Annotated in this window: 20 protein-coding genes and 1 pseudogene; 7 read left to right on the forward strand and 14 right to left on the reverse strand. The window is 60.2% G+C overall.

From position 1 onward, the window contains the following. The first annotated feature begins 23 nt into the window (after nucleotides 1-23). Nucleotides 24-803: an alpha/beta fold hydrolase gene (locus P3T21_RS07610; RefSeq protein WP_429255314.1), complete on the forward strand. Its 780-nt coding sequence runs from the start codon at nucleotides 24-26 to the stop codon at nucleotides 801-803. Between the two features lie 123 nt (nucleotides 804-926). Here P3T21_RS07610 and P3T21_RS07615 read toward each other — a convergent pair. The 9 genes and pseudogenes from P3T21_RS07615 to P3T21_RS07655 form a co-directional block, all read right to left on the reverse strand. Further along, nucleotides 927-1,025 (reverse strand): annotated as a pseudogene (locus P3T21_RS07615) (GlxA family transcriptional regulator); the annotation flags it as partial. A 434-nt stretch (nucleotides 1,026-1,459) separates the two neighbouring features. Beyond that, nucleotides 1,460-1,852, reverse strand: coding sequence for an MAPEG family protein (locus P3T21_RS07620; RefSeq protein WP_429255315.1), 393 nt, complete (start codon nucleotides 1,850-1,852; stop codon nucleotides 1,460-1,462). Nucleotides 1,853-2,324: 472 nt separating this feature from the next. After that, complete coding sequence (locus P3T21_RS07625; RefSeq protein ID WP_429255316.1) at nucleotides 2,325-2,903, reverse strand: DUF308 domain-containing protein; 579 nt, start codon at nucleotides 2,901-2,903, stop codon at nucleotides 2,325-2,327. Nucleotides 2,904-3,476: 573 nt separating this feature from the next. After that, a complete protein-coding gene (locus P3T21_RS07630; RefSeq protein ID WP_429255317.1) occupies nucleotides 3,477-4,913 on the reverse strand; it encodes an alginate export family protein in 1,437 nt (478 codons plus the stop codon). Nucleotides 4,914-4,993: 80 nt separating this feature from the next. Further along, nucleotides 4,994-5,686, reverse strand: coding sequence for a YoaK family protein (locus P3T21_RS07635; RefSeq protein WP_429255318.1), 693 nt, complete (start codon nucleotides 5,684-5,686; stop codon nucleotides 4,994-4,996). A 73-nt stretch (nucleotides 5,687-5,759) separates the two neighbouring features. Further along, nucleotides 5,760-6,674, reverse strand: a complete 915-nt coding sequence (locus tag P3T21_RS07640) for a glyoxalase (protein WP_429255319.1) — start codon at nucleotides 6,672-6,674, stop codon at nucleotides 5,760-5,762. 24 nt (nucleotides 6,675-6,698) lie between these two features. Then, a complete protein-coding gene (locus P3T21_RS07645) occupies nucleotides 6,699-7,070 on the reverse strand; it encodes a DoxX family protein (RefSeq protein ID WP_429255567.1) in 372 nt (123 codons plus the stop codon). A gap of 62 nt (nucleotides 7,071-7,132) precedes the next feature. Continuing rightward, complete coding sequence (locus P3T21_RS07650) at nucleotides 7,133-9,022, reverse strand: amidohydrolase (protein WP_429255320.1); 1,890 nt, start codon at nucleotides 9,020-9,022, stop codon at nucleotides 7,133-7,135. Further along, the gene (locus P3T21_RS07655; protein WP_429255321.1) at nucleotides 9,019-9,309 is read right to left on the reverse strand and encodes a XapX domain-containing protein; all 291 of its coding nucleotides are present in this window, start codon (nucleotides 9,307-9,309) and stop codon (nucleotides 9,019-9,021) included. The genes P3T21_RS07650 and P3T21_RS07655 overlap by 4 nt, the downstream gene beginning before the upstream one ends. 515 nt (nucleotides 9,310-9,824) lie before the next feature. Between P3T21_RS07655 and P3T21_RS07660 the strand changes: the two genes are divergently transcribed. Further along, on the forward strand, nucleotides 9,825-10,514 hold the full coding sequence (locus P3T21_RS07660; protein ID WP_429255322.1) for a hydrolase: 690 nt from the start codon (nucleotides 9,825-9,827) through the stop codon (nucleotides 10,512-10,514). Nucleotides 10,515-10,671: 157 nt separating this feature from the next. Further along, nucleotides 10,672-10,950: a DUF1427 family protein gene (locus tag P3T21_RS07665; RefSeq protein WP_429255323.1), complete on the forward strand. Its 279-nt coding sequence runs from the start codon at nucleotides 10,672-10,674 to the stop codon at nucleotides 10,948-10,950. Nucleotides 10,951-11,962: 1,012 nt separating this feature from the next. On the opposite strand, the gene P3T21_RS07670 is transcribed toward P3T21_RS07665, so the two are convergent. Further along, on the reverse strand, nucleotides 11,963-12,316 hold the full coding sequence (locus tag P3T21_RS07670) for a BON domain-containing protein (protein WP_429255324.1): 354 nt from the start codon (nucleotides 12,314-12,316) through the stop codon (nucleotides 11,963-11,965). A gap of 424 nt (nucleotides 12,317-12,740) precedes the next feature. Then, nucleotides 12,741-13,727 (reverse strand): LysR family transcriptional regulator, encoded by a 987-nt coding sequence (locus P3T21_RS07675; protein ID WP_429255325.1) that lies wholly within the window; start codon nucleotides 13,725-13,727, stop codon nucleotides 12,741-12,743. Nucleotides 13,728-13,863: 136 nt separating this feature from the next. Between P3T21_RS07675 and P3T21_RS07680 the strand changes: the two genes are divergently transcribed. The 3 genes from P3T21_RS07680 to P3T21_RS07690 all read left to right on the forward strand — a co-directional run bounded on the left by P3T21_RS07680 (nucleotide 13,864) and on the right by P3T21_RS07690 (nucleotide 17,424). Next, entirely contained in the window at nucleotides 13,864-14,982 is a 1,119-nt protein-coding gene (locus P3T21_RS07680) for a polyamine ABC transporter substrate-binding protein (protein ID WP_429255326.1), read from the forward strand. A 108-nt stretch (nucleotides 14,983-15,090) separates the two neighbouring features. Further along, complete coding sequence (speB, locus tag P3T21_RS07685) at nucleotides 15,091-16,032, forward strand: agmatinase (RefSeq protein WP_429255327.1); 942 nt, start codon at nucleotides 15,091-15,093, stop codon at nucleotides 16,030-16,032. Between the two features lie 546 nt (nucleotides 16,033-16,578). Further along, nucleotides 16,579-17,424 carry a DMT family transporter gene (locus tag P3T21_RS07690; protein WP_429255328.1) on the forward strand — a complete coding sequence of 282 codons (846 nt, stop codon included), beginning with the start codon at nucleotides 16,579-16,581 and terminating at the stop codon, nucleotides 17,422-17,424. Nucleotides 17,425-18,073: 649 nt separating this feature from the next. On the opposite strand, the gene P3T21_RS07695 is transcribed toward P3T21_RS07690, so the two are convergent. Together P3T21_RS07695 and P3T21_RS07700 are read right to left on the reverse strand one after the other, a co-directional pair. Beyond that, the gene (locus P3T21_RS07695; protein WP_429255329.1) at nucleotides 18,074-18,346 is read right to left on the reverse strand and encodes a hypothetical protein; all 273 of its coding nucleotides are present in this window, start codon (nucleotides 18,344-18,346) and stop codon (nucleotides 18,074-18,076) included. Between the two features lie 352 nt (nucleotides 18,347-18,698). Next, the gene (locus P3T21_RS07700; protein ID WP_429255330.1) at nucleotides 18,699-19,802 is read right to left on the reverse strand and encodes a porin; all 1,104 of its coding nucleotides are present in this window, start codon (nucleotides 19,800-19,802) and stop codon (nucleotides 18,699-18,701) included. A gap of 615 nt (nucleotides 19,803-20,417) precedes the next feature. Here P3T21_RS07700 and P3T21_RS07705 point away from each other — a divergent pair. Then, nucleotides 20,418-20,849, forward strand: a complete 432-nt coding sequence (locus P3T21_RS07705; protein WP_429255331.1) for a hypothetical protein — start codon at nucleotides 20,418-20,420, stop codon at nucleotides 20,847-20,849. A gap of 356 nt (nucleotides 20,850-21,205) precedes the next feature. Here P3T21_RS07705 and P3T21_RS07710 read toward each other — a convergent pair whose 3' ends face one another. Then, nucleotides 21,206-26,713 (reverse strand): trifunctional serine/threonine-protein kinase/ATP-binding protein/sensor histidine kinase, encoded by a 5,508-nt coding sequence (locus P3T21_RS07710; protein ID WP_429255332.1) that lies wholly within the window; start codon nucleotides 26,711-26,713, stop codon nucleotides 21,206-21,208. Nucleotides 26,714-26,878: the final 165 nt, after the last annotated feature.

Below are 26,878 nucleotides of genomic sequence, written 5' to 3' on the forward strand. Positions count from 1 at the left end.
CTACACCTTGGAGGAAATGCATCATGAACAGTCAGTTGAAGAGATGTCTCGCATCGGCGCTATTGCTCGCGAGCGCATTTTCGCTGAACGCAGCCCATGCCGCCCCGCCGCAGGATCTGAAAGGAACGAACGTCGTCTTGGTGCACGGCGCCTTCGCCGACGGATCGAGCTGGGACAAGGTGATTCCGTTGCTCGAAGCGCGCGGTCTACATGTGGTTGCGGTTCAGAACCCGCTCAGTTCGCTTGCGGATGACACGGCGGCCACCCGGCGCGCAATCGACCAGCAAACCGGTCCGGTCGTGCTCGTGGGCCATTCGTGGGGCGGCGCCGTGATCACCCAGGCCGGCAACGACGACAAGGTCAAGGCACTCGTGTACGTCGCCGCTCTCGTCCCGGATAGCGGCGAATCGGTCAACGACTTGTTCAAAGGCAAGCCGGCGACGCCCGGGGCGGGCGAGTTTAAGAAAGACTCCGCGAACTTCCTGACGTTGTCCACCAAAGGGGTGGTGAACGATTTCGCCCAGGATCTGCCGCCGGCGCAAGCACGCATCCTCGCCGCGACCCAGGGCCCCTGGTTCGCGGGGGCCTTGGACGACAAGGTGGGCACTGCGGCGTGGCACACGAAGGCGTCATGGTACCTGGTCGCCAACCAGGATCGGATGATCGATCCGCGCGCCGAGGAAGCGATGGCCAAGCAGATCGGCGCAACGACGACACATGTCAATTCGAGTCACGTCCCGATGTTGAGTCAGCCGAAGGCGGTTGCCGACGCGATCATCGCAGCGGCAAGCAAAGTCCACTAACAGCGGCATTGGCTCCGGCGGGTTGCAAGGTCGCTTCGGATAATCCATGGCGCGAGTTCATGCCGACAAGCAATCCAAACAGAAACTGACCGGCCAGCCAGGCGTGAAGCTCGGTAGCCCGGGTCAATTGCGCGCATCGCGCCGGACCGCCTGGGGCGGAACGCCGAACCCGCGCATGAAGGCCTCGCGCATATGGCGACTGTCGCAAAAGCCGGTTTCCTTTAAGGCCGCTGGCAAAAAGCTGACCGGTCTCATGCCGGGTGAAGGTTTCGACATCTTTCAAGAGTTCTACGTCAGCGACGCACCATCCGACCAAGGAGACGGACTCACCGTCTATTTCGGGATGAGGGTGACGGTGGAGCAGTCTACGAGCTCGGAACGGTTCGCGTTTTTAGAAAGTCAGGTGCACCCGTTAGCGAGGCCAACGCACGCCTGCGACTCTCGTTTTCATATCCGTTTGCCGAGACGGTTATCCGAGGTGGCCTCGACAAGCTGCCGGGATGGGCTGAGGGCACCAGATTCTGTTGGACTCCGAGCGATCAGTCAGGGTTGTGCGCGTGCCGCGCTTCGTTCTTTGCGCTGAACACGAATGCTTCGTCGATCGCGTGTCCGTTGTCATGAAGCGGCGAAACAAACGACGCGACACGGCCGCAGGGCTAACGGCCAATGAGCAATGCGACACAGAGCGCCACCCCGAACCCGTAGGTTCCCAACGCCCCGATTGCCCGGGCCGGATTGGGCTTCGACATCGTGGGCCACGCAAGTAGCGAAACCACCAGGAGCAAGCGGCAGGCCGTTGCGCCTGCCATGCACCAGAGCTGCCAGTGAGGCGGATTCTGAGCGCCGAGGTACAGAAACAGTAGCGCGAAGAACGGTGCGTATTCGGCGGTATTGCCGTGGGCGCGAACCAGTTTGGTCAGCAGCCGGTCAGGCTCAGGCGCGTGGCCGCTCAGCTGGCCGACGCGAGAGCGCACGACCGTGATGGTGAGTCCGAGTACGAACAGGAGCAGACCGAGGATAACGGTGCAGGCCAGTGCGATGCTGTTCATTCCATACTCCTTGCATGGCAGTTGAAATCAGCGATTCCGGGACGCCTTGCGGGCGATAGTGAGTGACGGTCCGGACACTCTTCCTTGCTCTTGGGGAGGAGGGCGACACCCGAAAATCTCTCCCAACCGACACGGCGCGATATGCGTACCGAACGCCGTTCGCACGGCGTCGTCCGCGCCTTTGAGTTCAGCGCAGCGACCGGAAGCTCGCGCGAACCTCGTCCGAGAAAGCTTGTGGCTGCTCCCAGGCCGCATTCACATGTGACGGATTCGTAAGACGCAAGCAACTTCTCATTCACTATATGTCTCCGGAAGGTCGATTTGACAACCTTCTAGCTGGTAAGCCGGGGCGCCATCAGAAAATCAGACATCGCTGGAGGACATGATCTTGGCGCAGTCTCGAACGGGCAAAATGCGGCGTGACTGGCCGCACGAGGTAAGAAAGGGGCGTCACGGTAGCTGCGCCGGCTTTTCAGGGCGTTCGGGCAACCTTGCGTCGCAGCTGGCCGGCGGATAGCCAGAGCGCAGAAACGAGAAAATAGACGGCGCCCACCGCTGCGTAGACGACCACTTTGGCAATAGCGGGAGGCATTGGCGCGCGGGCTTGTACGATGAAAAATGCACCCGCCAATGCCGATTGGCCTCCGCTCAAAATCATTGCCCATTGCGCACCGAAGCGCTTCCAACGGTGGACGGCGGTGCCGAGTTGGAGCAACCCGGAAAGTATGGCCCAAACGCCAAATACTCCAAGCACCCAGTTCATGCTCACCCTCAATGCCACAATCACTGCAACCGTTGTCATGACACTGACGAGGACGTTGATCGCCTGGGTACGATTTTCAGCCATCCCGCCGCTACGCGACATGTCGTTGTAATTGGCTAGCGCATCCCATGCAGGATAGACGACGAGCAGCGCAGCTATGCCAGCCGGGGAATGCTGCCCGACGGAGGAAGCAAGTACGACCCAGATAGCGGAGAAGGCGGTCCGGACAAAGTAATAGTGCTTGAGCCAGCGTTCTTCCCGAGCGCGAGTGATCTCTTCGTGATCCATTGGTAACTCCGTAATGTTTTTAACGAACTTGCCAGTTCATAGGGTGCCGGGCGCTTCTGGAGGCTGATATCCACTATGGCGCGCCTCCGGTTGGCGCCACGTGAGCTATTGCACAGATTGGGCTCGCATCGGTAAAAAGGATTGCACTCGGCTTATCCTGGCGCCATCGGTCAAATGACCGACCCTGGCCGATATCATCGAAAGCAGCGACATCGGCAAGCGAGGCCTGATGACGGGTCGACAACGTCATTCGGCGTACGACCGCTCTGTTAAAAGAATGCGACGCTCAGACGCCGAGGCGCTGACCGACTGCTACGGGTCGCTACGGGGCATTGGGCCTTCTTCGTGCTTGCCGCACATAATGTGACCGTTCTGCAGTTTGAGACGCAGCTTCTTCCTGGCCTCGGTGATGACGTGGGTCAGGTACTTCTTGCGACGAGGAACTCGCGTGAATTCTTTCCAGCGCGCCAGGCCTCTTGACTGACTCTCTGCGAGAACGGGCGCCGGGACTGGCATCCTGAAGCATGCTTCGCTTCCGCTTGATACGGCGCCCGAGCCTGCTCCCGCGCGACGCTACCAGCCATACTTCAGCTCCAGTCCAACATAATCGGCGTTGCTCCCGCCCAGCTCGCGGACGGAGTCTCCGACCTGGAAATGAACGGCCTCAACGGATGCAATCAGGTTGGTCGCCACGGTCCAGTCAGCACGTATTTGTGCGTAGGCGCCGGTCCATCGCGTGCCGTGGCCAGCAGTACCCGGGACGACAGCATTTCCCTGCTGATAAATGGCGTCGTTCGTGCTCATCCGCCATTGGAATCCAACGGCGAACAACAAGGCCAGCTTGCTGGACGGCTTGAGGGTAATCGAGGGCTTCACATGGATGAGGTTGGCATACCCCGTGTAACCCGCCAACGTGAAGTAATAACCGTTCGGGAAAAGCGGATTGAAGGTCTCGACACGACCGTCGTTCAAATGGCGGTCACCGGATGCCGCATCGACCTGCAAACCGAAGCGCGGTTTCCAGGGAGAATCGAGCGTGTAGCCGAGCAGCGAGCCAACCGCCCACGCAGCAATCGTTTTGTCGCCGACATGGCCCGTTTGGTACATCGACTCCACGTCCCAATCTGTGGCTGCGATTTTCCCCGTATATCGCAGGTCAAACACGTTGCGATGCTCATCGCCTTGCGCATCGAGGAACCGCGCACCGTCACGGGTGTAGAGCGAATAATATCCAGACAGGTCTCCAGGCCCAACGCCCTGCCGTTCGAAACGCACGCCGCTAAAGGTCAAATGGCTATTCGACGTGTCGTCGAATGCCTTGACGTCGCGGTACTGAACAGGTTGTGTCAGGTAACCGATGAAGCGCCATTTCCGGTACTCGTAATCGGCCCAGATAGCGTCGTACGCCTGGCGTACGTTCGGACCGTCGCGAACGGAAATGAACCGTTGAAGGTCGAATGCCATTTCCTGGCGGCCGACGCGGAATTTCACCGTTCCGGGCCCAAGCGGGCTGACCCACGCAACAAATGCCTGTTCCAGATCGAGCGGATTCTTGTCAACAGGCGTCACCGTATCCTTGCCGAACGGCCTGGCATCTTCGAGTTGCGCAAAGAACTGAAGGTACGGGCCAATACGCGCATCGGCACTGACCTGCGCGCGTTGGATCACGTAGGTATCCGAATGTCCCGAGCCGATGCCGAATAGAGGCGCATCGTTGACCTCGATGCGCTCGCGCAGATTGGCCCCGAGCGACAGATACGAATATGGGTCAGCTCCGAGCGGGATATATTTCAGGCTGTCCAGTGGCTTGCGGGGCACACAGGGATTCTTGAGAACGGACCAATCTTCTTGCCAGCGATTGAACATCACGACCGGCCGCCTGGCGTCGCACGTCTCAGTCGGCGTGTCGGTCTGCTGAGATGGTTGCCCCTCGTTATCCGCCCGCGTGTCCTCACAGAACCCGAGCGCAAGCCCTGCAACGGCAATCCCTATATATGTCGCGAGTTGCATCCCACCTGGCCTCCCGCCGTGTCAACATTGTTCTTCCTACCTCTGTAGCACGACCAGCGAGTGCGCCCGCAGGAGAAGTATCAAGAGGCAAGCTTACCTTCCGCGTTCCGGTGCATCCAGGCGTGAATTGCCAGCCAGGCGAGCCCGATTACCGGCAACAGTAGAGCCCAGAAGCCAAAGTTTCTGTAAGCCAGAGCACCGGCGACGGCGCCGAGCGCGAATGCTACGATTGCTGGAAGCATTTTGGCAATTCGCGTTCGCGCAGCAGTCTTGATGTCCGCTGCAACGCGTGGTGAACACAGGTCAAGCGCGTCGAGAATGACCTGCGTCACGTTGCCGGTCATGACGGTGTTCGGCACACCAGGCCGGGCAACAAGACGGCTGTGGGCGTTCTGGACACCCATCGCGGTCGCGCCAATCATTCCACACACGACCACTGCCCATTTTTCCGGGTTGAACTTGGGTCCGAGCCTGACACCTGCAAAGCAGAACGCCAGAAGCAGAAGCGCCTGCACGGCATAGAGCATGCACGCGCCGCGCATCGGGGTCTCGGGGTTTCCGCCACGAATGATGAAGCTGCTCAGCGCGACTCCCAGGATAAAAGCAGGAAACGCCATCAATTTAAGGAAGACGCCCTGCCCATACCCTGCGATGCCACCACCAATGAGCACGAAGTTCCCCGTCACGTGCGCGGTGAACAGGCCGAACAGCGCGACAAAGCTGAGAGTGTCGACATAACCAGCAGTTGCAGAGAGCAAATTATCGTCATTCATTGCTCACCCTGCTGGGAAGCGTTAGCGAGGATTGGCCCCTCGGATATTGACACTCCTTGATGGTGACGCTGCCCTATTTTGCAGCCGCGTGAATTTCCGCGATGTATCCGCCCGGGAACTGGACGATTGCGGATTCTCTCTGCTCCGACGTGAAAGGCTGCACGAGAACCGAAACACCAGCGGCCTGAGCTTTCTTCATGGTGTCATCGAAGTCCTTCACTTCATACCCGGTCATCTCGCGCCCATATGGGTACGGCAGATGTCCATCTGTCACAAAGACGGTCATGTTCCCGAATCCCGACGTCAGTCGAACGCGCCGGAAGGTATCGTTCGCCCGACCGATCTCAACGCCGGGCGCGTTGTGATTGTCGGAAATCACCTTCCCATGCGAGAACGCGACCCAGTTCCTGATGAGTGCGTCCGCACGTCCAGGCGAGACGTACACCCGGTTCTCCGGAACGGTCTCGAGCGCCTCGTAGTTCGGAGCCTGCGTATGCCAGTAGAGTTGCATGTGCACGCCGCCCGGCCACGAGATGACTGCATCACGCCCAATCGGGTCCGGAAAGGTATCGACCACGACATCGGCACCATGAGCCTTCGCCGATTTCATCGCGCCGTCCATGTTCGTGACGAGGTAGCCGGTACGCTCGTCACCAAACGGATGCGGAATCGGTGTCTTGAAGCCGAACACCGAAATCGTACCCACCGGCGTGAAGACCAGTTGGGACATCGTCTGGCTCGGAGTCGGCGTCACCTGGAAGACGCCTTGCTGCGATTTGTGGCCGCCAAACGTGGCGACGACGCTGTCCGTGAACTTATCGAAGTCCTCCGGTGCCACATACACGTGAGTGGTGTCGTACTGCGGCCCGACAGAGAAAAACGCCGACTGCGGCGTAATGTTTGCCTTTCCGAAAGAAGTCGACGGTGCACTTGCAACCAGACCGAGAGCAAGAGCAACGGCGACACCCAGGGATTGAAAGTTGCACATGATAGTGAGTTTCCTGTCCTTTTTTTAGACGCGAGAGCGTCGCTCACCGCTGGCCACATAGGTGACCATTACGAAGGCGGCAATCAGCCCCAGGTGCTCGAGAAAACTGTTCAACGCGATGAAGCGAGCCACACCTTCCAGACGCCAGAAGTTGTTCGCCACAAGCATTGCCACCACCGTCAAGCCAGCAAGTCCTCCCGCTCCGAGCCACGTGGACCTGTTGAAGATGACGCACAGGGAGCCGGCAATCTCCACGAAAATTGCCGAGGTAGCCCAAAGCCACCCCGGATGAAGACCGAAGTGCACCTGCTCAGCGACCGCGGCGTCGAAATGCATCAGCTTGGCGACGCCGCCAATGAGGTACGCTGAGACGAGACAGATGCGAACCAATGGCATCACCCACGGTTGACGAAGCAGCGCCGCTACCCAAGATGGACTGTCCGCCACGTCCCCTCCCGCTAGACCGCCCAGCACGCGCATCCCAGCGCGCCCCAAAAGCCCTTGTAGTCCGACGTCGGCGCATTGCCGAGCCACGCGCGCCGATGGTCGTGACCGTGAACGCGGCAAGCGCGCGCGCAGTCACATGCTGTCGACGCCACCTGCTGAAGCGGCGCGCCGGACTCGCCACCCTGCTTCCACGCGGCAAAGCCGCCATACCTTCGCACCGGCGACCAGTCAGGCATCGCCGGAGGAAGCGGACTATCGTCCAGCGAGGCGAATTCGCCAGTCGCATACACGACCTTGCCTCCTACGACCGTAAGCAAAGACGATGTGCCAGCGATGTCGTCCTCGGCGCAGGCAAAGAAGTCGCGGTCAGGGACGATAAGGTCCGCGAGCTGACCCACTGCGATCTGCCCTTTCTTGCCGACTTCATTCGAGAACCAGGTGACCTTCTCGGTCCACATGCGCAGGGCCGTCTCACGGTCCAGACAGTTGCGCTGCGGATAAATGCGCAGGCCGCCGACCGTCTTGCCGGTCACCAACCAGGAGAGGGAAACCCATGGGTTGTAGGACGCAACTCGAGTCGCGTCGGTCCCCGCCGACGTGTGAATCCCCTTCTCGAGCATTCGCGAAACAGGAGGCGTGCCCTCAGCAGCTTTCTCACCATATCGCTCGACGAAATACTCGCCCTGGTACGCCATTCGATGCTGGACGGCAACACCCCCGCCGAGAGCGGCGATGCGGTCCATCGACTTCTCCGTAACGGTTTCCGCGTGGTCGAAGAACCAGTTCAGGCCGGCAAGGGGTGTATCGCGGTTCACCTTCTCGAACACGTCGAGCGCACGACTGATGGTCTCGTCGTACGTCGCATGCATGCGCCACGGCCAGCGATTCTCCACGAGCACGCGGATGACGCCTTCGAGGTCCCCCTCCATTTCCGGAGGCATGTCCGGCCGCGCCACCCTGAAGTCCTCGAAGTCGGCCGCGGAGAACGTGAGCATCTCGCCTGCGCCGTTGTGCCTGAAGTAGTCGTTCCCGTCCTTATACTTCGACGTCTTCGTCCAGTTGAGGAAGTCTTCCTTCTCACCCTTGGGCTTTTGAGTGAACAGGTTGTAGGCCAGCCTGATGGTCAGCAGTCCCTCCGCGTCAAGCTTCTGGACTACCTCGTAGTCCTCCGGGAAGTTCTGGAAACCGCCGCCGGCATCAATGGCTCCGGTGACGCCCAATCTATTCAGCTCTCGCATGAAATGCCGCGTCGAGTTCAGCTGATATTCGAGAGGAAGCTTGGGCCCCTTCGCCAACGTCGCATAGAGGATGGCCGCGTTGGGCCTCGCGAGGAGCAACCCGGTCGGATTGCCCGCGCTATCGCGCACGATCTCGCCTCCAGGTGGCTCAGGCGTGTCCTTCGTGTAGCCCACCACTCGCAGCGCCGCGGCGTTCAGCAGCGCGCGGTCGTAGAGGTGCAGCATGAAAACCGGTGTGTCTGGTGCGGCCGCGTTCAGCTCCTCGATGGTCGGCAAGCGACGCTCGTCGAACTGGTGCTCCGTGAACCCACCGACGACACGTACCCATTGAGGCGGCGGCGTGATAGCAACCTGCGCCTTGAGCATCTCCATGGCAGTCGCCAGTGAGCGCACACCATCCCACCGAAGCTCCATGTTGAAATTCAACCCGCCACGGATGATGTGGAGATGGTTGTCGATCAACCCCGGAAGGGCTGAGCGTCCCTTCAGGTCGACCGTGCGCGTACTATCGGACTTGAGCTGACTGATCTCGCTGTCGCCGCCGACGGCAACGAATTTACCCTCCCTGATCGCAACCGCAGTGACAGTTGGCTTCGATTTATCTAACGTCGTGAACCGGCCATTAAGAAGAATCAAGTCCGGCGCCTGCTGGTGAGATGTCATGGACGCTTCTCCTCAGACGATACTCCCGCCATGGGCCGAGGTCCTCCGGAGTTCCGGCCGGGCAAGGACCCAAACAGGTGTTGATTGCAATGCTCCTCCTTCCAGGCCACACGCAAGTTGGCTCCGGAAAGCATTTTTTTTGCAACCGGGAAAATCTGTTCGCCCGCGAGTATGCCTAAAAGGCCCACCAGGGCGACGATAGGAGGCGCTGGCGACGGCACGCCAATCAAGCTGTAGACCACGCCTACCAGGATGCCAGCCAGCAGCGAAAGCACATACGCTTTCATCGACCAACCCTCCTCTAGTGCGCCGCGAGCAGTCACTCGCGACGACGATCACGAAGCCGAAAACTGGGAGTACCCCTACACGTATTCGACGAACTGGCTTCGAAAAGTGTCGCCCCACCTTGCAGCGACTGATGACGTGGCATCACAGGACGCGCTCCGGCACAATTTATACAAACTTCCGAGCAATACACATGATGACAAAGACAAGACGAGAAACCCGCTATCGAAGGACGACGAGTCTTTCGCTTTCCTCGCAGCTTATGACTTTCCACCTCCAAAGAAAAGCATCCTGTCGGCATCGAACACATACATAAAACCCTGATATCGCCATCTCCAGCTTCACATCCGGGCAATGTGGACTATGCTTCTTTTGGACCACGAGACGGCAATATCATGTCTTATTTCTCCAGCGAGAGTCACGTCGTTATTCGCTTCATTAGACCAACGCAAGTGGCTCTTCCGGCGCTCAAATCTGGCGCGACGTTTTGGTAGAACCTCATAGAACGGATGGCATCATGAGCAAAGAGAAACTGGAAGTACTTACTCCGATCAACAGCCAGATCATCTTCATCGACCAACAGCCTCAGATGGCCTTTGGCGTCCAGTCAATCGACCGTCAAGTATTGAAGAACAACGTCGTCGGACTGGCGAAGGCGGCGAAGACCTTCAATATCCCGACGACTATCACGACGGTCGAGAGTGAAAGCTTCTCCGGCTTCACGTACCCCGAGCTGCTCGACGTGTTCCCGGACCAGCCTACTCTCGAGCGAACCTCGATGAACTCGTGGGACGACCTGAAGGTCCGCGACGCGCTCAAGAAAAACGGCCGGAACAAGATCGTCGTCGCCGGCCTGTGGACGGAAGTCTGCAACACGACGTTCGCGCTCTGCGCGATGCTCGAAGGTGGCTACGAAATCTACATGGTCGCCGACGCATCCGGCGGCACGTCGAAGGACGCGCACGACTACGCAATGCAACGGATGATCCAGGCTGGCGCCGTCCCGGTCACATGGCAACAGGTCATGCTCGAGTGGCAGCGCGACTGGGCGCGCAAAGAAACGTATGACGCCGTGATGAAAATCGTGAAGGAACATTCTGGCGCATACGGGATGGGCGTCGACTACGCCTACACGATGGTTCATAAGGCCCCGCAGCGCGCCGAAACAAAGCACGAGTCTCTTGCCGCGGTCCCGGCGAAGACCTGACGGGGCGGCGCATCCTGAGCTGAAACGGGAGGCTCGCAGCCGGAATCGTCATTCCGGTGCGGGCCGTCCAGCGTAACGTCCATCGCTACGACCTGAATGCAAATGGTTCGCGATAGCCATCGAGCACGCTGATACGGGAGTCCGAGGAATTTTGCCGATGAAACCTTATATTTTCTCGCTCGTTGGTGGCATTCTCGCCGGCGCGATATACAGCCTGATTCGTGTACGCTCGCCGGCGCCACCAATGGTGGCCCTCGTGGGATTGCTGGGGATGGTTCTCGGGGCACAAATCATTCCAACTGGACGCCAGCTTCTAGCGAGCACTACGCTTCCGTTTTCAACAATAGAGACGCTGCAGACGCACACTCCGCATTCGCCCCCTGCGAATAACGCTAGACTGGTTTCGCGCGTGCCCGCCAACGTCTCACAGAATTGAATCCAGCAGCAAGCCTTGCGTCGACAACGCGGGCAATACAGTGTCGCTTCGGCGATCACGCGCACGATGCGCGTCCGGTAGCGCAGCAGCGCACCGACCGGCGAACACAGCGGGTTTCGCCTGCTTCGCGATCGTTTCTTTTCCATACGGCTATCTATATTGATGGGCAGCGAATCGAAGGGGCCGCGGCAGTGGCCATCGTCTCATGGGGACCAGCAATATCCACTTTGGTTGGATCGGAACTTTGTTCGGATCTACTGCCGGCCTAATTGCGACAGTATCGAGCTATCTAACGGAAGAGAAAGTACGTACTCGCGGTGGTGGCGTCATATACACAGGTCCGAATCGCCCATCAAATATCTCGCGCCTGTCTCCTTGTCGGTTTATTCCTTGCAGTTCTCGCGGTCATAAGCCTCTTGGGCTGCATGGGGCGAGTGGTGCAGTAGAGCCGCAGCCCCTTGATTTGCCTGACCGCTTTACGACGTGGTCGATGTCGTCCAGGCGGGCCGGAGCCGGTAATCGCGGGGGCGTCGCATCGGCCGACAACCGGGCCAGTTTCCGCCGCTCGCCGACACGTTGAACGTGACACTCGACCGTCGGCTCTGCTCAAATACCGGTCGTTTGTCCACCATTCTGGCTCGCCGCGTCATCGGCCAATCCAAACGGTCGCGAATTTTCCGCAGGTCGAGGACACAATTCGACGCGAATTTCGTTGCTAGCCTGGCGACCGAAAGGCGTGCTCAGGGACGCCGGGGAGCGTGAGTACCTGACGCTGCGGGGCCGTGAGCAGCACGTCGAAGACTTGCACGATGTGCGCGCCTTCGATCAACTTGTGGCGCTCGGCGGGGCATGCGGGGTTCTTAGGGGAGGATGCAGCGGTAACGTCGCATCCTTCCGACTTCGTGCGCAAAATGGCAGTAGCAGAGCGTCAAGCCGCTTGCAGCAAGGCTTGGCGGTCCCACGGATATCGCACGATCCCAGTGCAGTCAAAGGATGCGGTTGGACTCAAACATTAATGTCCAGGTTCTTCCACTGTCAAATTGTTCTTAACCGATGTAACTCCGGGAACACTCTCAGCAACTTTCCCTGCGAGATCTATCTGCGCCTGATCGGGAACCATACCTACAAGCGTAATCTTGCCGCTACGAGCGACGGCGTGAACATCGGTCGACTCCAAGCCCTTTTGTTTGTACAACGTCATCTGAACTTGCTTCGCCAACTGCATATTTGCTGCTCTAATCGACGAACGAGAGGGAGTTGTTGCTGAAGTTGCACCAGTCGTCTCTTGCGCACCAACATCGGGCGCGATCGCGACAATGGCGCTGACGGCGATCGCTGCGGCAACGTAGGTCTTCATGGATTTCATCTCTTCTCCTTCAGGTGAGGGTAGCAAAACTGGGTGGGAGAGACGCAAAAAGATCGCTGGTCAATCGAAGTGTGGCGAAAAATGAGCACCCCGACGTTGATGACCAGCGGTCACGACGTTCGGCAATCGAATTGTAGACTGTTCCTCGTCGGATGCACACGTTCAAGCGCGTCTGGAACCGCTGGAGAGTCCTCTCCGCCGGACCTTCAACTAGTGGGTCACGGCCAACGCTTTTTGTGAATGACGGCAATGGCACCCGATGACTCGTCGTTCGGCGTGCCTGGGCGAACGGGCGCTGTAAATTGGAGGCCGCCGTTGACTCCGGACCGGCTCGAAGGGCCGTTGAGGGTGGCGACGGTCTCCGGCGCGATGCGCGGCTGAGGAGTTCAGGCGTGCGGCGGCATCGGGCAGAGTTCGGCCAAGTTCAGCCATCCGATGCCTGCGCGTGAGCGTCTGTTGTACTGCCCAAAGCAGCCGGAAGGCAGTGGGCGCCGATCGGCATATCTTCCGAACACACATCAAGCAACCACGCGTGGACAACATCGACCATTGGGGACCGCGACGTCCGACTGGATCGCCAGAGGGATAGAGGCGGAAGTTCGACCGATGGGATCTGATCCAGCACGACAAGCCGTCCGTTCGCGATCTCGCGTCGCGCCCACACGCGTGAAAGCATCGCTATGCCCATGTTCATCGATGCTGCATCGAGAAGAATATAAGGATCGTCGCACGTGATGGCCCGCAACGGCTGCACGCCGTTGCGTCGGAGCTCGGGCAACCACGGTGCCCAGTCGGGGTCATTTTCAAGCGTCAGCAAAGGCGCCGCCTGAAGCACATCAGGAAATGCAAGCGTGGATAGAGTGCTTGCCGCTTCGACGCCGCAGATTGCTACTGAACAGTCGCGCATCAATGGAGTTGCGTGTACGTCGGGCGATCTCACGCCCTTGCTTGCCACGATCAGGTCCACGTCGACCCGATCGATCTCGCTCGTCTCATGCTGGGTGACGATCCAGACTTCTAGCGTCGGGTAGTTTGCCCGCAGCTTTGGTAGCGCGGACGCCAGTACGCCGTGAGCGAAGGATGGTGGGCTGTATATGATCACCGAATCAGGATTTGCGTACGGCTCGATCCGGTTCCGCACGTCCGACAGCAAGCTCAACATCTGCTCTACGGTCCTGCCGAACAGTTCCCCCGCATCAGTCAACACCACCCCACGGCCCACGCGTCGGAACAACTGCTGCCCAGCCCAGCTCTCGAGCTGCTGTATCTGATGGCTGACCGCCGACTGGGTGATGCAAAGCTCTTGTGCTGCGCGGGAAAAACTCGAGAGTCGCGCGGCCGACTCGAACGCGAGGAGCGTCTGCAATGGAGGTGGTCTAAGCATAGATATCAAAAAACGAGATACTTCCACAAAAACGATTCGTTATTTTTTTGCAGAGCGAGCTCATACCATCGGCTTCGACATCCACGCTGTTCGCAACGACCACCACGAGGCGATCTGCGGCGGGTACTCATTGAGCCACTTTCTGTCTGTAAGGAAAACAATCATGAATCTCCGTCTGATCCGGAGCGTAATCACGACCGCAGGTATCTGTGCCGCAGGATTGGCCGCCTTCGTCAGCACATCAGCGTTAGCCGGTGATTCAGAACTTAACGTGTACAACTGGTCGGACTACATCGCGAAGTCGACGATTCCGAACTTCGAGAAGCAGACTGGCATTAAGGTCCGATACGATAGTTATGATAGTGACGACACGCTGCAAGCCAAACTGCTCGCTGGAAGCGCCGGCTACGACATCGTAGTCCCTACTTCGAATTATATGGGCAAGCAGATCCAGGCTGGCATCTACCAGAAGCTGGACAAGGCGAAGATGCCAAATCTTGCCAATCTCGACCCCGTCCTGATGAGCAAGATCGCTGATGCGGACCCCGGCAACATGTACGGCGTTCCGTGGGCCTATGGGAGCGACGGCGTAGCGTACAACGTGCAGGCGGTCAAAATGGCACTAGGCGACGCGGCACCTGTCGATAGCTGGGCCCTCGTACTCGACCCGGCCAATGTTTCGAAGCTGAAAAGTTGCGGCGTGTCGTTCCTCGACCAGGCGAACGACGTGTTTGGCGCGACCCTGCAATACATGGGCAAGGACATCAATAGCACAAACCCGGCCGACTACACCGCGGCTTACGAAGTGCTGAAAAAAGTGCGGCCGTACATCACCCAGTTCAACTCCAGTGGCTACATCAATGACCTCGCGAATGGCGACATTTGCGTTGCGCTTGCCTGGTCCGGCGACGGTGGCATGGCACGCAGGCGTGCTGCCGAGGCCAGGCGCTCCTTCGAAATCAGGTTCTCGAATGTCAAGGAGGGCGGCATTCTGTGGTTCGACGTCATGGGCGTACCCAAGGACGCACCACACCCGGAAGCAGCGATGAAATGGATCAATTACATTGAAGATCCGAAGGTGAATGCCGAAATTACGAATGAGGTCTTTTATCCGACCGCTAATCGCACTGCGCGCCAGTACGTGACGCCGGACATGATTCACGACGCGACCGTGTATCCGTCTGACGAAGTGCTGAGCCGCATGCCACTCGCGAAGCCACTGCCGGCTGACATTGTCCGCCTCGAAAATCGCCTCTGGTCGAAATTGAAGGCCGGAACCTAAGCGTCTTACAGGCGCGATCAACCATCTCGGCAACCACAGGCTCCGCGCGGGTTGAAACTACGCGGCAGCCCTGCACGTCGCTACCTCCTTCTACTCGATACTACCAATATGAACGACGTCATTTACGGCGACGGCGCGATCCGCCGCTCGTCTCTTCACGGCACTTCGGTTGAAAATACCTTTGCAGGGGTATTGTCCTTTATGCGCCGCCGCTACACGCGCGATCTCGAAGGCGTTGACGTCGCGATTTCCGGCATACCGCTGGACCTCGCGACGTCGTTCCGCCCGGGCGCGCGTTTCGGCCCGGCCGCAGTGCGGGCAGCGAGTGTGCAATTGTCGGAGATAAATCCCTATCCGTGGGGCGTCGATCTGTTCGATACCCTTGCCTGTATCGATTACGGCGACTGCTGGTTTGACGCGCACGACCCAATGACCATCAAGGCGGCCATCGTCGAGCACGCCAGAACGATCCTCCGGTCTGGCGCGAAGATGCTGACCTTTGGCGGCGACCACTACGTCACCTACCCTCTCTTGGTCGCACACGCAGAAAAGTTCGGGAAGCCGCTCTCCCTCATTCACTTCGATGCACACACCGACACCTGGGCAGACGAAACACCAGACAGCCTCAATCACGGGACCATGTTTTTCAAGGCGGTCAAGGAAGGTTTGATCGATCCGGCGACATCCGTTCAGATCGGCATTCGAACCAGCAATGAAGACACGCTTGGAATCAATATCATCGACGCGCCGTGGGTTCATGAGCACGGTCCGCGCGCCGTGATCGAGCGAATCAAATCGATCGTCTCCGATCAACCTGTCTACCTGACTTTCGATGTTGATTGCCTGGACCCGGCGACCGCACCGGGAACGGGAACGCCCGTCCCCGGTGGTCTGTCATCAGCTCAGGCACTGGCCATTTTGCGAGGACTAAAGCCGATCAATCTGGTCGGAGCCGACGTCGTCGAAGTGGCGCCGACCTATGACCACAGCGAGATTACCGCGCTGGCGGCAGCGCATCTGGCGTCCGACATACTCTTCCTGTGGGTATGACGTTGTAGCCTCGGCGCCGGTGGTCATGATTTGCCGTCGGACAAAACTTCCAATGGAAATCATTCGGGTAAACGGCCACCGGCAACCTCGAACGAGATGTCATTTGATTCTCTCAAAATCGATTTGCGTCAGGCGATAGCCGGATGGCCGAAAAAGGTTGATCTGCGGCCGTTCGTGAGCACTGAGGTGAAGGTCTGCAACGGGTCGACTACGGCCTCCGGCGCGATGCGCGGCTGAGGAGTTCAGGCGTGCAGCGGCATCGGGCAGAGTTCGGCCAAGACTGGTCGATCAGCAGTGGCGCCCGAAATCGGCCAGTGGACGGTGCTTTTGACCAGGTTGGTGGCTTTTCCACGAAGCTGACACTGTTGATAAGCGCGACAAAGACGCGTGTCACCCGAGACTCGGGTGATTGCAATGGTGCCTACTGGACCATGCGCAAGCGGGTCGAGCGGGAGCAATTCGTTTGACAATGGCGCCTGGCCGTCCTCGCGGGCGATACACTATGCTGTCACAGACCCCCAGGCGCGTGACTGACGCCGACGCTCCATGCCGCGTACGCGAATCGCCTTGCTTACCACCCTCGCAATGTTCGCCTTTGCAGGGAATTCATTGCTTTGCCGTCTGGCGCTGAAAGGCACGGGGGTCGATGCAGCAACATTCACGTTGGTGCGGGTGGTGTCCGCCGCGCTCGCGCTCTGGTTGATGCTGCGAGCACGTGGTAGTCCGCGGGGTATCGCTGGCAACTGGTATTCGGCCGTTGCACTTTTTGCCTATGCATCCGGGTTTTCATTTGCATACATCGGCCTTCCGGCCGGGACAGGCGCGTTGCTTCTTTTCGGCTCTGTGCAGGCTACGATGATCGGACACGGCCTTTGGACAGGGGAGCACCTGCGCGTACGGCAGTGGGCGGGACTGTTGTTGGCACTGAGCGGTCTGATCGGGCTCGTTCTGCGCGGAATCTCGGCGCCACCTCTGCAGCCTTCTCTTTTGATGCTGGGGGCGGGCGTCGCGTGGGGCATTTATTCGTTGCGCGGCAGGCGTTCTTGCGATCCGACAACGACTACCGCAGGGAACTTCCTGCGAGCCGTGCCGTTTGCGGCAGCGGTTAGTCTGCTCACACCTGCGCACCTCTCATTAGAAAGATCCGGAATGGTGTATGCCATGCTCTCCGGAGCATTGACCTCTGGCGTTGGTTATGTCATCTGGTACGCGGCCCTAAGGGGACTGAAAGCCGCTACCGCTGCCACCGTGCAATTGAGTGTGCCGGTCATCGCGGCGATGGGCGGCATAGTGTTGCTCGGTGAACCGCTGACGCCACGCTTGCTGGGCAGTTCGGCCGCAATCCTTGGCGGCATTGCATTGGTAGTCGCCAAAAAGCAGACGGTCAAATAGCGACACTTGCGCAGGATGGCTAATGGCGGCTCAGGGTTGCGTGCTGCCGACCGCAGACGTGCGCATTTCACATTGCCCAGGCCCTTTGTATGAAGCAGTACGCGGCCAGGTCATCCCGTCTCGCTGTCTGATGGTCATTCCAGCGTCGGCTCCGTCCTCGATGTTGTTGAAAAAGTCGCTGAGCGTCTCTCTCTCAAGGTTTTCGGGGGTCTTCTTACCCTTCACCGACGTTCGAGAGCGGTTTGCAGGTCGATCTGAGAGGTCGATTTTTTCACCAGCGGATTGAAAACGCCGTGCAGCGACGTTTTCAACAACATCGGTCGATCACGGTCTGCGGTAACCTCAGTAACACTTATCGGTGTATAGATCAATAATTGCGAGGACCACGGACAGCGGAACGCGAGGACTCTGATGAGCATCCTCGGCGGTACCGTGACTTCGACGTGAGGCGTGGCATGGGCAGTGATCGGCCATTAAGCGATCGCGGTTGACGATACAGTGGCCGGAGGGAATGGAATGCCCCGAAACCTCCGTTTGTTGAACGTCAAAAGCCGGCGCTCGACGGCCCCACCTTCATCCATTTGGCACCCTGATAAGCAGTGCTTCCAGCGGCGACCGGCCGCCCGATTCTAACCATGCCACGACGGCCCTACGGTCGGCCAGTCACGCGCTGCACCATCGCGTAGAGCACCGACATCTGCAAGCCGCTCTTGAGTGCGTAGTTCGGGTCGTATTGATTGGAGTAGCCCCACCAGTCGAAGCATGCATTCGGGTTCGTCGGTCCTGGCGCAGACGACGCAATCGTGTCGGGATACAAGACCACCAGTTTGTTCGTGTCGGCCCATTCATTGATGCCGGCCTCGGTGACCCAGCGGTTGCCGATAAATGATGCTTCCTGCAGACAGCCGTGGAGGGCGAGCACGAATCCGCACTTGTTCCCTTGCGCGCAGGCTTTGGGAACAAAAACGCTCCCAGTCGAACTCATAGAAAGGTTTGGCGACGCCCCGAACTCCGTTTGATCGAATGCGGACAGCGTACCCGACAGGTTTCCGTTGTTGCGCGGTTTCAATGGGCCGAGGAATATCGTCAACCACGTTTTTACTGAATCGTAGACTGCGCCGTTCGCCGAGCAGCGCACTTTCTTTTGAGGACGCCGCTCGCACCGCCTGTCACGCGATACCCGCAGCGCGGGCACGCCGGCGCGAACGCCGGCGAGGCATCCGGCCGGCCCGGTGCGCTCGGGCATGTCGGAAATGCGGAAAAAAAAAGTTACGTTAGAACACGTGCATCATCCCAATGTACGCGCCGGTCTGCGATTCGCCGGCCATCGGACTCGTCGGCGAGCTCGAATCGCGCGGCGTCGCGAACACCGAGAAGGTGCCGTTCCTGCTGTTGTTCACGTACGCGACGGTGCCGTACAGGAACGTGCGCGCGCTCAGGTTGTAGGTGGTCCCGAGCGCATAGAGCATCGCGTGGCTGCCCGGATCGTGCGAGACGTCGCCGCCGCCGTCGCCCACCCGGATGTAGAAGCCCGCCGCCGTCACGGCCCAGCGCGGCGTGGCCTGATACGTGGCGCCAAGCCAGTAGTGGTCGGCGCTGTCGGACGCGCCCGCGGGCGAATCGGGCGCCGCGTAGTGCGCGTACGCGGCCTGGATCTTGAACTTCTGCACGCGCACGTTCGCGCCCACGAAGTACTCGCGCGAGGCCGTGAAGATGTTGGAGAAGCGACCGTTCGAATCGCGCAGCTCGTCGTAGATGCCACGCAGGTCGAAGAGCGGCGAGTGATAGCTAAGCATGATGCCGTCGGAGCGGCCGAAATCGCCTTCGGCGCCGTTGTTGAAGCCGCTCGCCTGGTTGCCGAACGCGTACTGCCCCTGCACGTCGAGGCCGTGCCAGACGGGGCTGTGATATTCGACGTTGTTGCTCGTCTGCTGCCAGTTGCGCCCGCGCACGAGCGAGGCCGACGAGACTGCCTGCTGCACGAACGGATCGAATTCCCACACGCCGTCGCTGTCGATGAAGAGATTGCGTCCCGCCTGCAGCTGGCCCCACGTCTCATTCTTCAAGCCGACGTACGCGCGGCGCGAGAACATCTTGCCGCCGCCCGTGGTGCCGTTCATGATCTGCAGCGCGGTTTCGAGGTCGAACAGTGCGCTGGTGCCGCCGCCCAGGTCCTCGGTCCCCTTGAAGCCGAGCATGCTGGTGCCCCAGTCGCCCCCTTCCGCGCTCCAGCGGCTCGAGCTGCCGCCCGTGCCGTTGGCGATGTGATTCAGGTACTCGACGCCTCCGTCGACGCGGCCATACAGCGTCACGCTCGACTGTGCCGATGCGGCCGTACTGGCTGCGAGCAGCACGAATGCGCCCAGTTGATATCTCACGTCAGCTCCCAGGTGGACTCTTCCTTCGTTGTCCGCGCCGTCCCGAGTCCTGCCGGGCCCTGCGCAAACGGGGCGATTCATCCAGCACCGCGGGCATGCTTCGCGCGGCGCCCGCCGGGCGCATGGCGTCTGACAAATATAGCGGGTCACCTGCACTTTGACCAGGTTATGCAGCAGCGGTCGCAGAAGCGGCTTCGCGACCGGACGGCGCGGACGAAAATCCTGTCGGCATATTCGTGACTGGTCGTTCGAGAAATTGGGAAAAAGTTTTAGATCAGCGCACGCATCGTCATGTCGGCGATCGGGACGAGATCCTTCTCTTCAAAACTCACTTTACCGAGAACGCGAAACCCTTGAATGACACACAATAGAAATGTGCGTAGACCCTGCTCGTCAAGCGCTGCGTTGAATTCGCCCCGCCTGCTGAGCTCGACTTAGGGCAGCGGCAAGAATGGCGACCGTCTCTTCAGGGGTCGGTCTATGCCGAGCGCATCAAACTCTGTTCAGCCAGTTGCAGACCTTCGACGTGTCGGCCAAAATCGACGACAATGTTCCCAAGGAACGATTGCGAGTCGTGCTCCGTCGTCGGAGACGCCGCTGAACCTGAAAGGCAACATGAGACGACTGTTCGCCGCTGCGCTCGCAGCCGCCTTTTTCGCGACTTGCGTTCATGCGCAAAGCAACGCGTCCGGCCCGCTCGGCACGCCCTCGGGCACACTGCAATTCGTGCGCGTCGACCACGAATTTGCGGCGATGCTCGACAAGGAAATTTTCGATCGGTTTGGCGCGAGCACGCTCACGCATTTCGATGACATGGGCAACGAAAATGACACTGTTGACCGCACGCTCGTGCAGACCGATTCCGGCCCGGTGCTGTACGACTTTCGCCACCGTCCCCCACTTGTGCAGCGCTGTGGCACGCGTATGACGGTCAAGCGCGTGTTCTGGCAAGACGATGAGGTCGTGATGCAAGGCTCGCAAGGCTGGTTTCGATTCAAGCGCGGCGCGCTGACGAAGCTGCAGTCGTCTACGACGACGTACCACTGACCACGCGCACGCCGAACACACGCTCGCCCGCGATGACACACAGCGCTTCGCCGCGCACGCCATTGCCGGTCTCCAGGTCGCCTCAGTCTGTTGTGGGTCGAGCTGAGCCCGTCGTCGTGGGACAGGGTTCGGCCATCTACGGACACTGGCCTGCACTCGGGCTCGGATATTCGAACGTCGGCACCGCTCCTGGCTACGGTCGTTAGCGCGGCAATTGATACTAATGTCGTTCCGTCGCGGCGATAAATCACGCGAAGGCTCACTTCAGTTCTGTATCGCGCCTTCACGCGGGATAGCACTATGTCCGAACGTCCGCGCGGGCCGCAACCGCAGGAGGTCCTCGCGCTGCGTGGCGATCACGATGAAACGGCTGGATGGGCGGGCACGGTGAATTGAACGACCGCGCCGCGGGGCAGGTTCGCGCTCGCCCACAATCGGCCGCCATGTGCGTCGATGATCGAACGGCAGATCGACAGCCCCATCCCCAAACCGGTGGGCTTCGTGGTGTAGAAGGGAGCGAAAACGCGCTCGGCGCTGTGCGGAGCAAAGCCCGGTCCCCAATCGCGCACCGTCACGAGCACGTAGCTGGAGTCGGCTCTCCCTGTGCTGATGTGCAATTGTCGTACGCCATCGCTGACACCGCTCATCGCCTCGATCGCGTTGATGATCAGATTGAGGAGGACCTGTTGCAATTCGACTCGGTCTCCTTCGATGAATGGCAAACCGTCCGCGAGTTGCGTCTGCACCGAGGCGCCGATCTTCGAGGCTTCGCCACGAGTAAGCTCGATCACCTCGCGGATCGCCTCGTTGATGTCCACGGGTTCCTTCCGCGGCGGCGTCTTCCTGATCAGCCCGCGGATCCGGCCGAGCACGTCCCCCGCCCGATTGGCATCCTTGATAATGCGGCCGAGCACCTGCCCGACCTCGTCGATGCCAGGGGGCTGTGCGCTCAGCCATCGCAGCGCAGCCTGGGCGTTGGTCACCGTCGCGGCGATCGGCTGGTTGACCTCATGTGCGATCGAGGCCGCGAGCTGGCCCATGGTCGCGACGCGGTTTGCGTGCGCCAGTTCCGTCTGCACCTCGCGGTAGCGACGCTCGCTCTCGCGGACTTTTTCCTCCGCCTGCTTGCGCTCGGTCAGATCGAGCACGAAAGCGACGCCTTCCTGCCGGCCTGCTTCTAACGTGGCCGCACCGACCATGACGGGCACGCGGCTGCCGTCCTTTTTGACAAACTCTTTCTCGTAGGGCTGCACGCGCCCCGTCTCCCCGATCTCTAGTAGTGCTCGTTCGTCGCCCTCTCGCCATTCCGGCGGCGTCAGATCCCTCCAGCGTACGCGGCCTGCGACGAGATCGTCACGCTCGTATCCCACCATGCGAAGAAATGCGTCATTGGCCTCGAGGATGTCACCCTCGACATTCCAGGCGACGATCCCGATGATGTTGGCGTCGACGAGGCGCCGGATCTTCGCTTCGCGTTCCACGAGTTCGTGGTACAGATGGGCATTTTCCAGCGCGATCGCGGCCTGCGAGGCCACCAGCCTCAGTACGGCAATGCGGTCGGGGGTGAACACGCGGGTAGTGAGATTGTTTTCGAGGTAGAGCGCGCCAGTGAGCTTCGCCTGATTCATCAACGGCAGGCAGAGAATGGAACGAGCACGATGCTGACCAATGTAAGGATCTGCAGCAAACGAGGGATCGGCCGCGGCATCGTCGAGGATGACGCTCTCCCGGGTCCGCAGGACGTAATAGAGAACGGACTCCGGTAGCACCGCCTCGGTCACGGGCTCGTCGTGTAGATGCACGACGACAGTTTCGCCGCCAGTCGTCGCTTCCGCGGTTATCCGTTGCTCGCCGCCGTCCGGAAGAATCAACAGACCTCGTTCGGCGCCGGCCTGTTCAATCGCCGTACGCATGACCATCTCGATCAGCTTTTCCAGGACGATGTCACCCGAGACCGCCTGCGACACCTTGATCACGGTCGCGAGATCGAGGTGTTCGACCGGCGTCGCGATTGTGCCCGTTGGGCCGGGCGCGGGCTCTTCCGTCCTCAGGTACGGATACCTCTCCTCGAGTTGCCGCACCTTCCCGTCGGCTCGCCAACGCAGGTAGCAGTAGCGAGCGTTGTGCAAATAGGTCTCGGCGATGACCTCGAATTCATGCGCCGCGTAGAATCGCGCGGCGAGTTCGTTGGCAAGCGCCTCGATGTGCACAAAGCCGTTTGCGCGTGCCGAGCGGATGGCCTGTTGGTAAAGGCGCATCGCATCAAAATTGCGGCCTTCGATCCGGGCAATCTCCGCGCCCACCAGCGCGGCGCGCTTCTCGAAATTCTCCGGGCAATTCTCCGCCCAGACCTTCAGTTGCCTGTGATGCGTAGCCAGAGCATCCAGGTGCTGTTGTCGCTCGTGGGCTGACGCGGAATCGCAGCAGGCGGCGTGGGACAGCGCGCCGTAGAAGTAATACTCGGCTTCCTCGAAGAACGACGCCGTGGTCCAGAGCAGCCCTTTCGCCTTCGCTGCGGCGTCCATAGCTGCCGCATGCTCGCCGGCGATACAGCGAGCCTGCAATTTCCGGATCCAGTACCAGCACGCAGCAATCGCCAGGTCCGGGTTCTCTGAAAAACGGCGCTCGATCCGAAGTTCATCAAACTGCCCGTCGTCAAGGCAACCAAATTTGGGTGTGAGTCCCCGAAGAGTCCGCATCAGCGCGACTTGCGTGGCGATGATGTCAATGGCAAGGCCGAACCGCGACTTCTCAGCGAACGCGAGGCCGTGTTCGGCTTCGCTTAGCGCCTCGGACAGCGACTCGCCAGAGAAAATAAGGTTCGAGTTCAGATCGTTGCGCGTGTAGGTTGCATACTGGAGATCACCGACACGGTTCGCCGCTTCGAAAGCGCGGCGCTGCAGATCACGGCAAGCCCCCACGTGTTTCATCCAGGGCACGACAAAAAGCGCGAAGCAAACAAAGGTTCTCGCCTCGAGGCGTTTTAGCCCGCGCCGTTCGACGAGATCGTAGCCTAGCTGGCCGAATCGGAATCCTGCCGTGTAGTCGCCGAAATGCGGTCCTGCGATTCTGATGAGGATGACATAGGCGAAACAGGAAGCATCGCAGTTGCCGCGCTCAAGGCTCAGACTGACCGCCTTGCAAATCGTCAGGGAAGCCAGGTTCTCATCGGTATACAAGGCCGGCGTCCAGAGCTTCATCAGAATATCGACGGTTGCCAGGGACGCCGGATCCTCCATCAGCGGCAAATCGATCAGAGCTTCGATTGCCCGATCCCCAAGCGCTGACCAGATGCGCTCGTATTCGCGTCGTACCTCTTCGTCTTCCGGATGGGGTGACCACTCGATACCGAAATGCCGGAGGCAATTGAGGCCGACGCTAATCGCACGGCTGCTCTGATCGAGGACCAGGCAGACATCCATGTGCAAGCACGCGACGATGGCTTGTTCGACCGTTGTCGTGGCGTGATTTGACAGTGCCGTCAAGCGCGCGTCTGCGACCGATAACTCGCCGGTCAAAAATTCGCATTCGGCCCGGTTCAGCTCCAGCGCGAAGATTGTCTCGTGCTGACGGTCCCAGCTATCCTCCGCAAGGAGCGTCACGCCGATATTGAGATAGGTGAGTGCCGAGGCATAGGCTGTCGACGCCTTGGCGCGCTGGCCGGCGAGCAGGTTGAACCCGGCCAGTTGCTCCCGTTCGTCCTGCCCGGTGATCAGCGCGGCGCCACGATTGAGCTGACCCGCGATCTCGAAGATCGCCTCCTCCCGCTTTTCCGGGGGCGTCTCTTCGGCGAGCAGCCGCCCGATCCGCAGATGGGCCTCGGCGCGCGAGGCTTCGGGGATCAGTGAATAGGCGGCTTCATGAACCCGGTCGTGAACAAACGCGTAGGAGCCCTCCAGCCGTTCGACCAGTTCCTGACGAATCGCCTCCCACAACGCCGCGTGGACCTGCGCCTCCGGGACGCCGAGAACGGTCGAAAGCGTCGCGATCCCGGCAACGTTCCCGACACAGGCAAGCTGCTGCAATGCCTGCTGCGTCTCAGCCGGCAGGCGGGTCAGCTTGCCGGCCATCAGGTCGACGACGTTGTCGGTGTAACCCTTGGCATGGATGCGATCGGGATCCCAGCACCAACGCCCCACGTCATGATCGAAGGTGAGTAAGTCTTCTTCGACAAGCGCGCGCAGGAACTGGATCACAAAGAATGGATTGCCGGCTGTCTTGTCATGCACCAGTTGAGCCAGGGGCTCGACGCGTTCCGGCTCGCAGTGAAGCGCCTCCGCGATCAACTGCTGGATGTACTCCCTGGCGAGCGGCGCCAGCGTGATTTCAGCGATCTTGACGCCCGCGTTCCTGATGGCCTGAAGCTTGACCGTCAGCGGATGCGTGGCATCGACCTCATTGTCGCGGTAGGCGCCGACCAGCATCAGGTGCTGCAGTTCCGAGCCGGTCAGCAGATCCTCGAGCAGGTCGAGCGTTGCCGCGTCAAGCCATTGAAGATCATCGAGGAAGATAGCCAGCGGATGTTCCGGCCGGGCGAAAACACCGATGAAGCGCCGCAACACGAGCAGGAAACGGCTTTGCGCCTGTTGCGGCTCAAGTACCGGGACCGGTGGCGGCTCTCCAATGATGAGCTTCAGTTCGGGGATGAGGTCGGTCATCAACCGCGCATTGGGGTCCAGCGCCTCCAGCAACGCGTCGCGCCAGTTCGCCAGCTCCGCGTCGCGCTTGCCAAGAAGCGGCCGCACCAGGCTTTGAAACGCCTGCACCAGCGTCGAATAGGGGATGTCGCGCTTGTACTGGTCGAACTTGCCGGACGCGAAGAGCCCCCGCGGCGGCACCAGCACCTTGTGCAGTTCATTGACGACTGAGGATTTGCCGATTCCGGAATAGCCGGAGACCAGCACCAGCTCCGGCGCGCCGCTCCTGACGATCCGATCGAATGCGGCGACCAGGGTATCGACCTCGCGCTCCCTCCCGTACAGCTTCTCGGGAATCAGCAGCCGGTCAGGCGTGTCGTGTTCGCCCAGTGGGAAGTCATCGACTCGGCGCTGGTGCTGCCAGTCGGCCAGGCAGCGCTGCAGATCATGCTCGACACCGGCGGCAGTCTGGTAGCGCTCCTCCGCCGTCTTGGCGAGCAGTTTCATGACGATGAGGGAGACGGCATCAGGCACCGTCTCCACCCGCGCGCTGGGCGGCACCGGCTTTCTGGCGATATGGCAGTGCACCCATTCCATGGGGTCGGCGGCCGTAAACGGCAGCGCGCCCGTCAGCATCTGGTAGAGCGTGACGCCGAACGCATAGAGGTCGCTGCGCGAATCGATCGAGCGATTCATCCGGCCAGTCTGCTCGGGCGCCATGTAGGCAAGCGTGCCGGCGATAGTCTCGGGCGGCTCGGGCGCCTGTCGCTCGCGCGGCAGCCGCGAGGCGAGGCCGAATCCGGTGAGCCGCGCCGTTCCGTCGGCACAGTTCACCAGGATATGGGTGGGCTTGAGATCCTTATGGACGAGGCCGCGCTGGTGGAGCTTGCCCAGCACCGCAGCGATGCCGACAGCGAGCCGCAAAAAATGTCCCATCTCCATGGGCGCGTCGAGTAGCCGCGCGAGCGGCTCACCGCCGGGGTCCTCGAGCACCAGCAGCGTCTGGCCCCCTTCGCGCACCAGTTCCAGCGGCCGCACCGCCCACGCGCCCTCAAGTTCGTCCTTCAGGCCAAACTCGTGAGCGAGGCGATCAAGGCTGGCAGGTAATGGATGTTCGGCGGCGGGCCGCGCAAGCAGGACGTTGTGGCCGCCGCCCTCGCCCGGGCGCCGCCCTCGACAGAACACGCGCTCGCCATCGTCCCACAAGATCTGGAGTATGTTACCCATCGGCGCCGGAACCCTAAGTAGGTCTTCGTCTGCCGCACGCTGCCATCAGGCAGCTGCCCGACATTGCGTTGAAGGCTACATTCGTCCGCACAATCGGGGCAGGGTGCGCTCCGAAATCGATTTACAGCACGGCATCTCGTCGATTACCAACGCTGCAGGTGCAGG

The sequence above is a fragment of the Paraburkholderia sp. GAS334 genome, assembly GCF_050436625.1.
Taxonomy (GTDB): domain Bacteria; phylum Pseudomonadota; class Gammaproteobacteria; order Burkholderiales; family Burkholderiaceae; genus Paraburkholderia.

Coding starts and splice junctions, on each gene's coding strand:
- P3T21_RS07640 (WP_429255319.1), bottom strand. CDS start 6,674: ATGTGCAACTTTCAATCCCTGGGTGTCGCCGTTGCTCTTGCTCTCGGT.
- P3T21_RS07635 (WP_429255318.1), bottom strand. CDS start 5,686: ATGAATGACGATAATTTGCTCTCTGCAACTGCTGGTTATGTCGACACT.
- P3T21_RS07660 (WP_429255322.1), top strand. CDS start 9,825: ATGAGCAAAGAGAAACTGGAAGTACTTACTCCGATCAACAGCCAGATC.
- P3T21_RS07620 (WP_429255315.1), bottom strand. CDS start 1,852: ATGAACAGCATCGCACTGGCCTGCACCGTTATCCTCGGTCTGCTCCTG.
- P3T21_RS07680 (WP_429255326.1), top strand. CDS start 13,864: ATGAATCTCCGTCTGATCCGGAGCGTAATCACGACCGCAGGTATCTGT.
- P3T21_RS07655 (WP_429255321.1), bottom strand. CDS start 9,309: ATGAAAGCGTATGTGCTTTCGCTGCTGGCTGGCATCCTGGTAGGCGTG.
- P3T21_RS07625 (WP_429255316.1), bottom strand. CDS start 2,903: ATGGATCACGAAGAGATCACTCGCGCTCGGGAAGAACGCTGGCTCAAG.
- P3T21_RS07630 (WP_429255317.1), bottom strand. CDS start 4,913: ATGCAACTCGCGACATATATAGGGATTGCCGTTGCAGGGCTTGCGCTC.
- P3T21_RS07705 (WP_429255331.1), top strand. CDS start 20,418: ATGAGACGACTGTTCGCCGCTGCGCTCGCAGCCGCCTTTTTCGCGACT.
- speB (WP_429255327.1), top strand. CDS start 15,091: ATGAACGACGTCATTTACGGCGACGGCGCGATCCGCCGCTCGTCTCTT.
- P3T21_RS07610 (WP_429255314.1), top strand. CDS start 24: ATGAACAGTCAGTTGAAGAGATGTCTCGCATCGGCGCTATTGCTCGCG.
- P3T21_RS07670 (WP_429255324.1), bottom strand. CDS start 12,316: ATGAAATCCATGAAGACCTACGTTGCCGCAGCGATCGCCGTCAGCGCC.
- P3T21_RS07690 (WP_429255328.1), top strand. CDS start 16,579: ATGCCGCGTACGCGAATCGCCTTGCTTACCACCCTCGCAATGTTCGCC.
- P3T21_RS07710 (WP_429255332.1), bottom strand. CDS start 26,713: ATGGGTAACATACTCCAGATCTTGTGGGACGATGGCGAGCGCGTGTTC.
- P3T21_RS07665 (WP_429255323.1), top strand. CDS start 10,672: ATGAAACCTTATATTTTCTCGCTCGTTGGTGGCATTCTCGCCGGCGCG.
- P3T21_RS07650 (WP_429255320.1), bottom strand. CDS start 9,022: ATGACATCTCACCAGCAGGCGCCGGACTTGATTCTTCTTAATGGCCGG.
- P3T21_RS07645 (WP_429255567.1), bottom strand. CDS start 7,070: ATGCCATTGGTTCGCATCTGTCTCGTCTCAGCGTACCTCATTGGCGGC.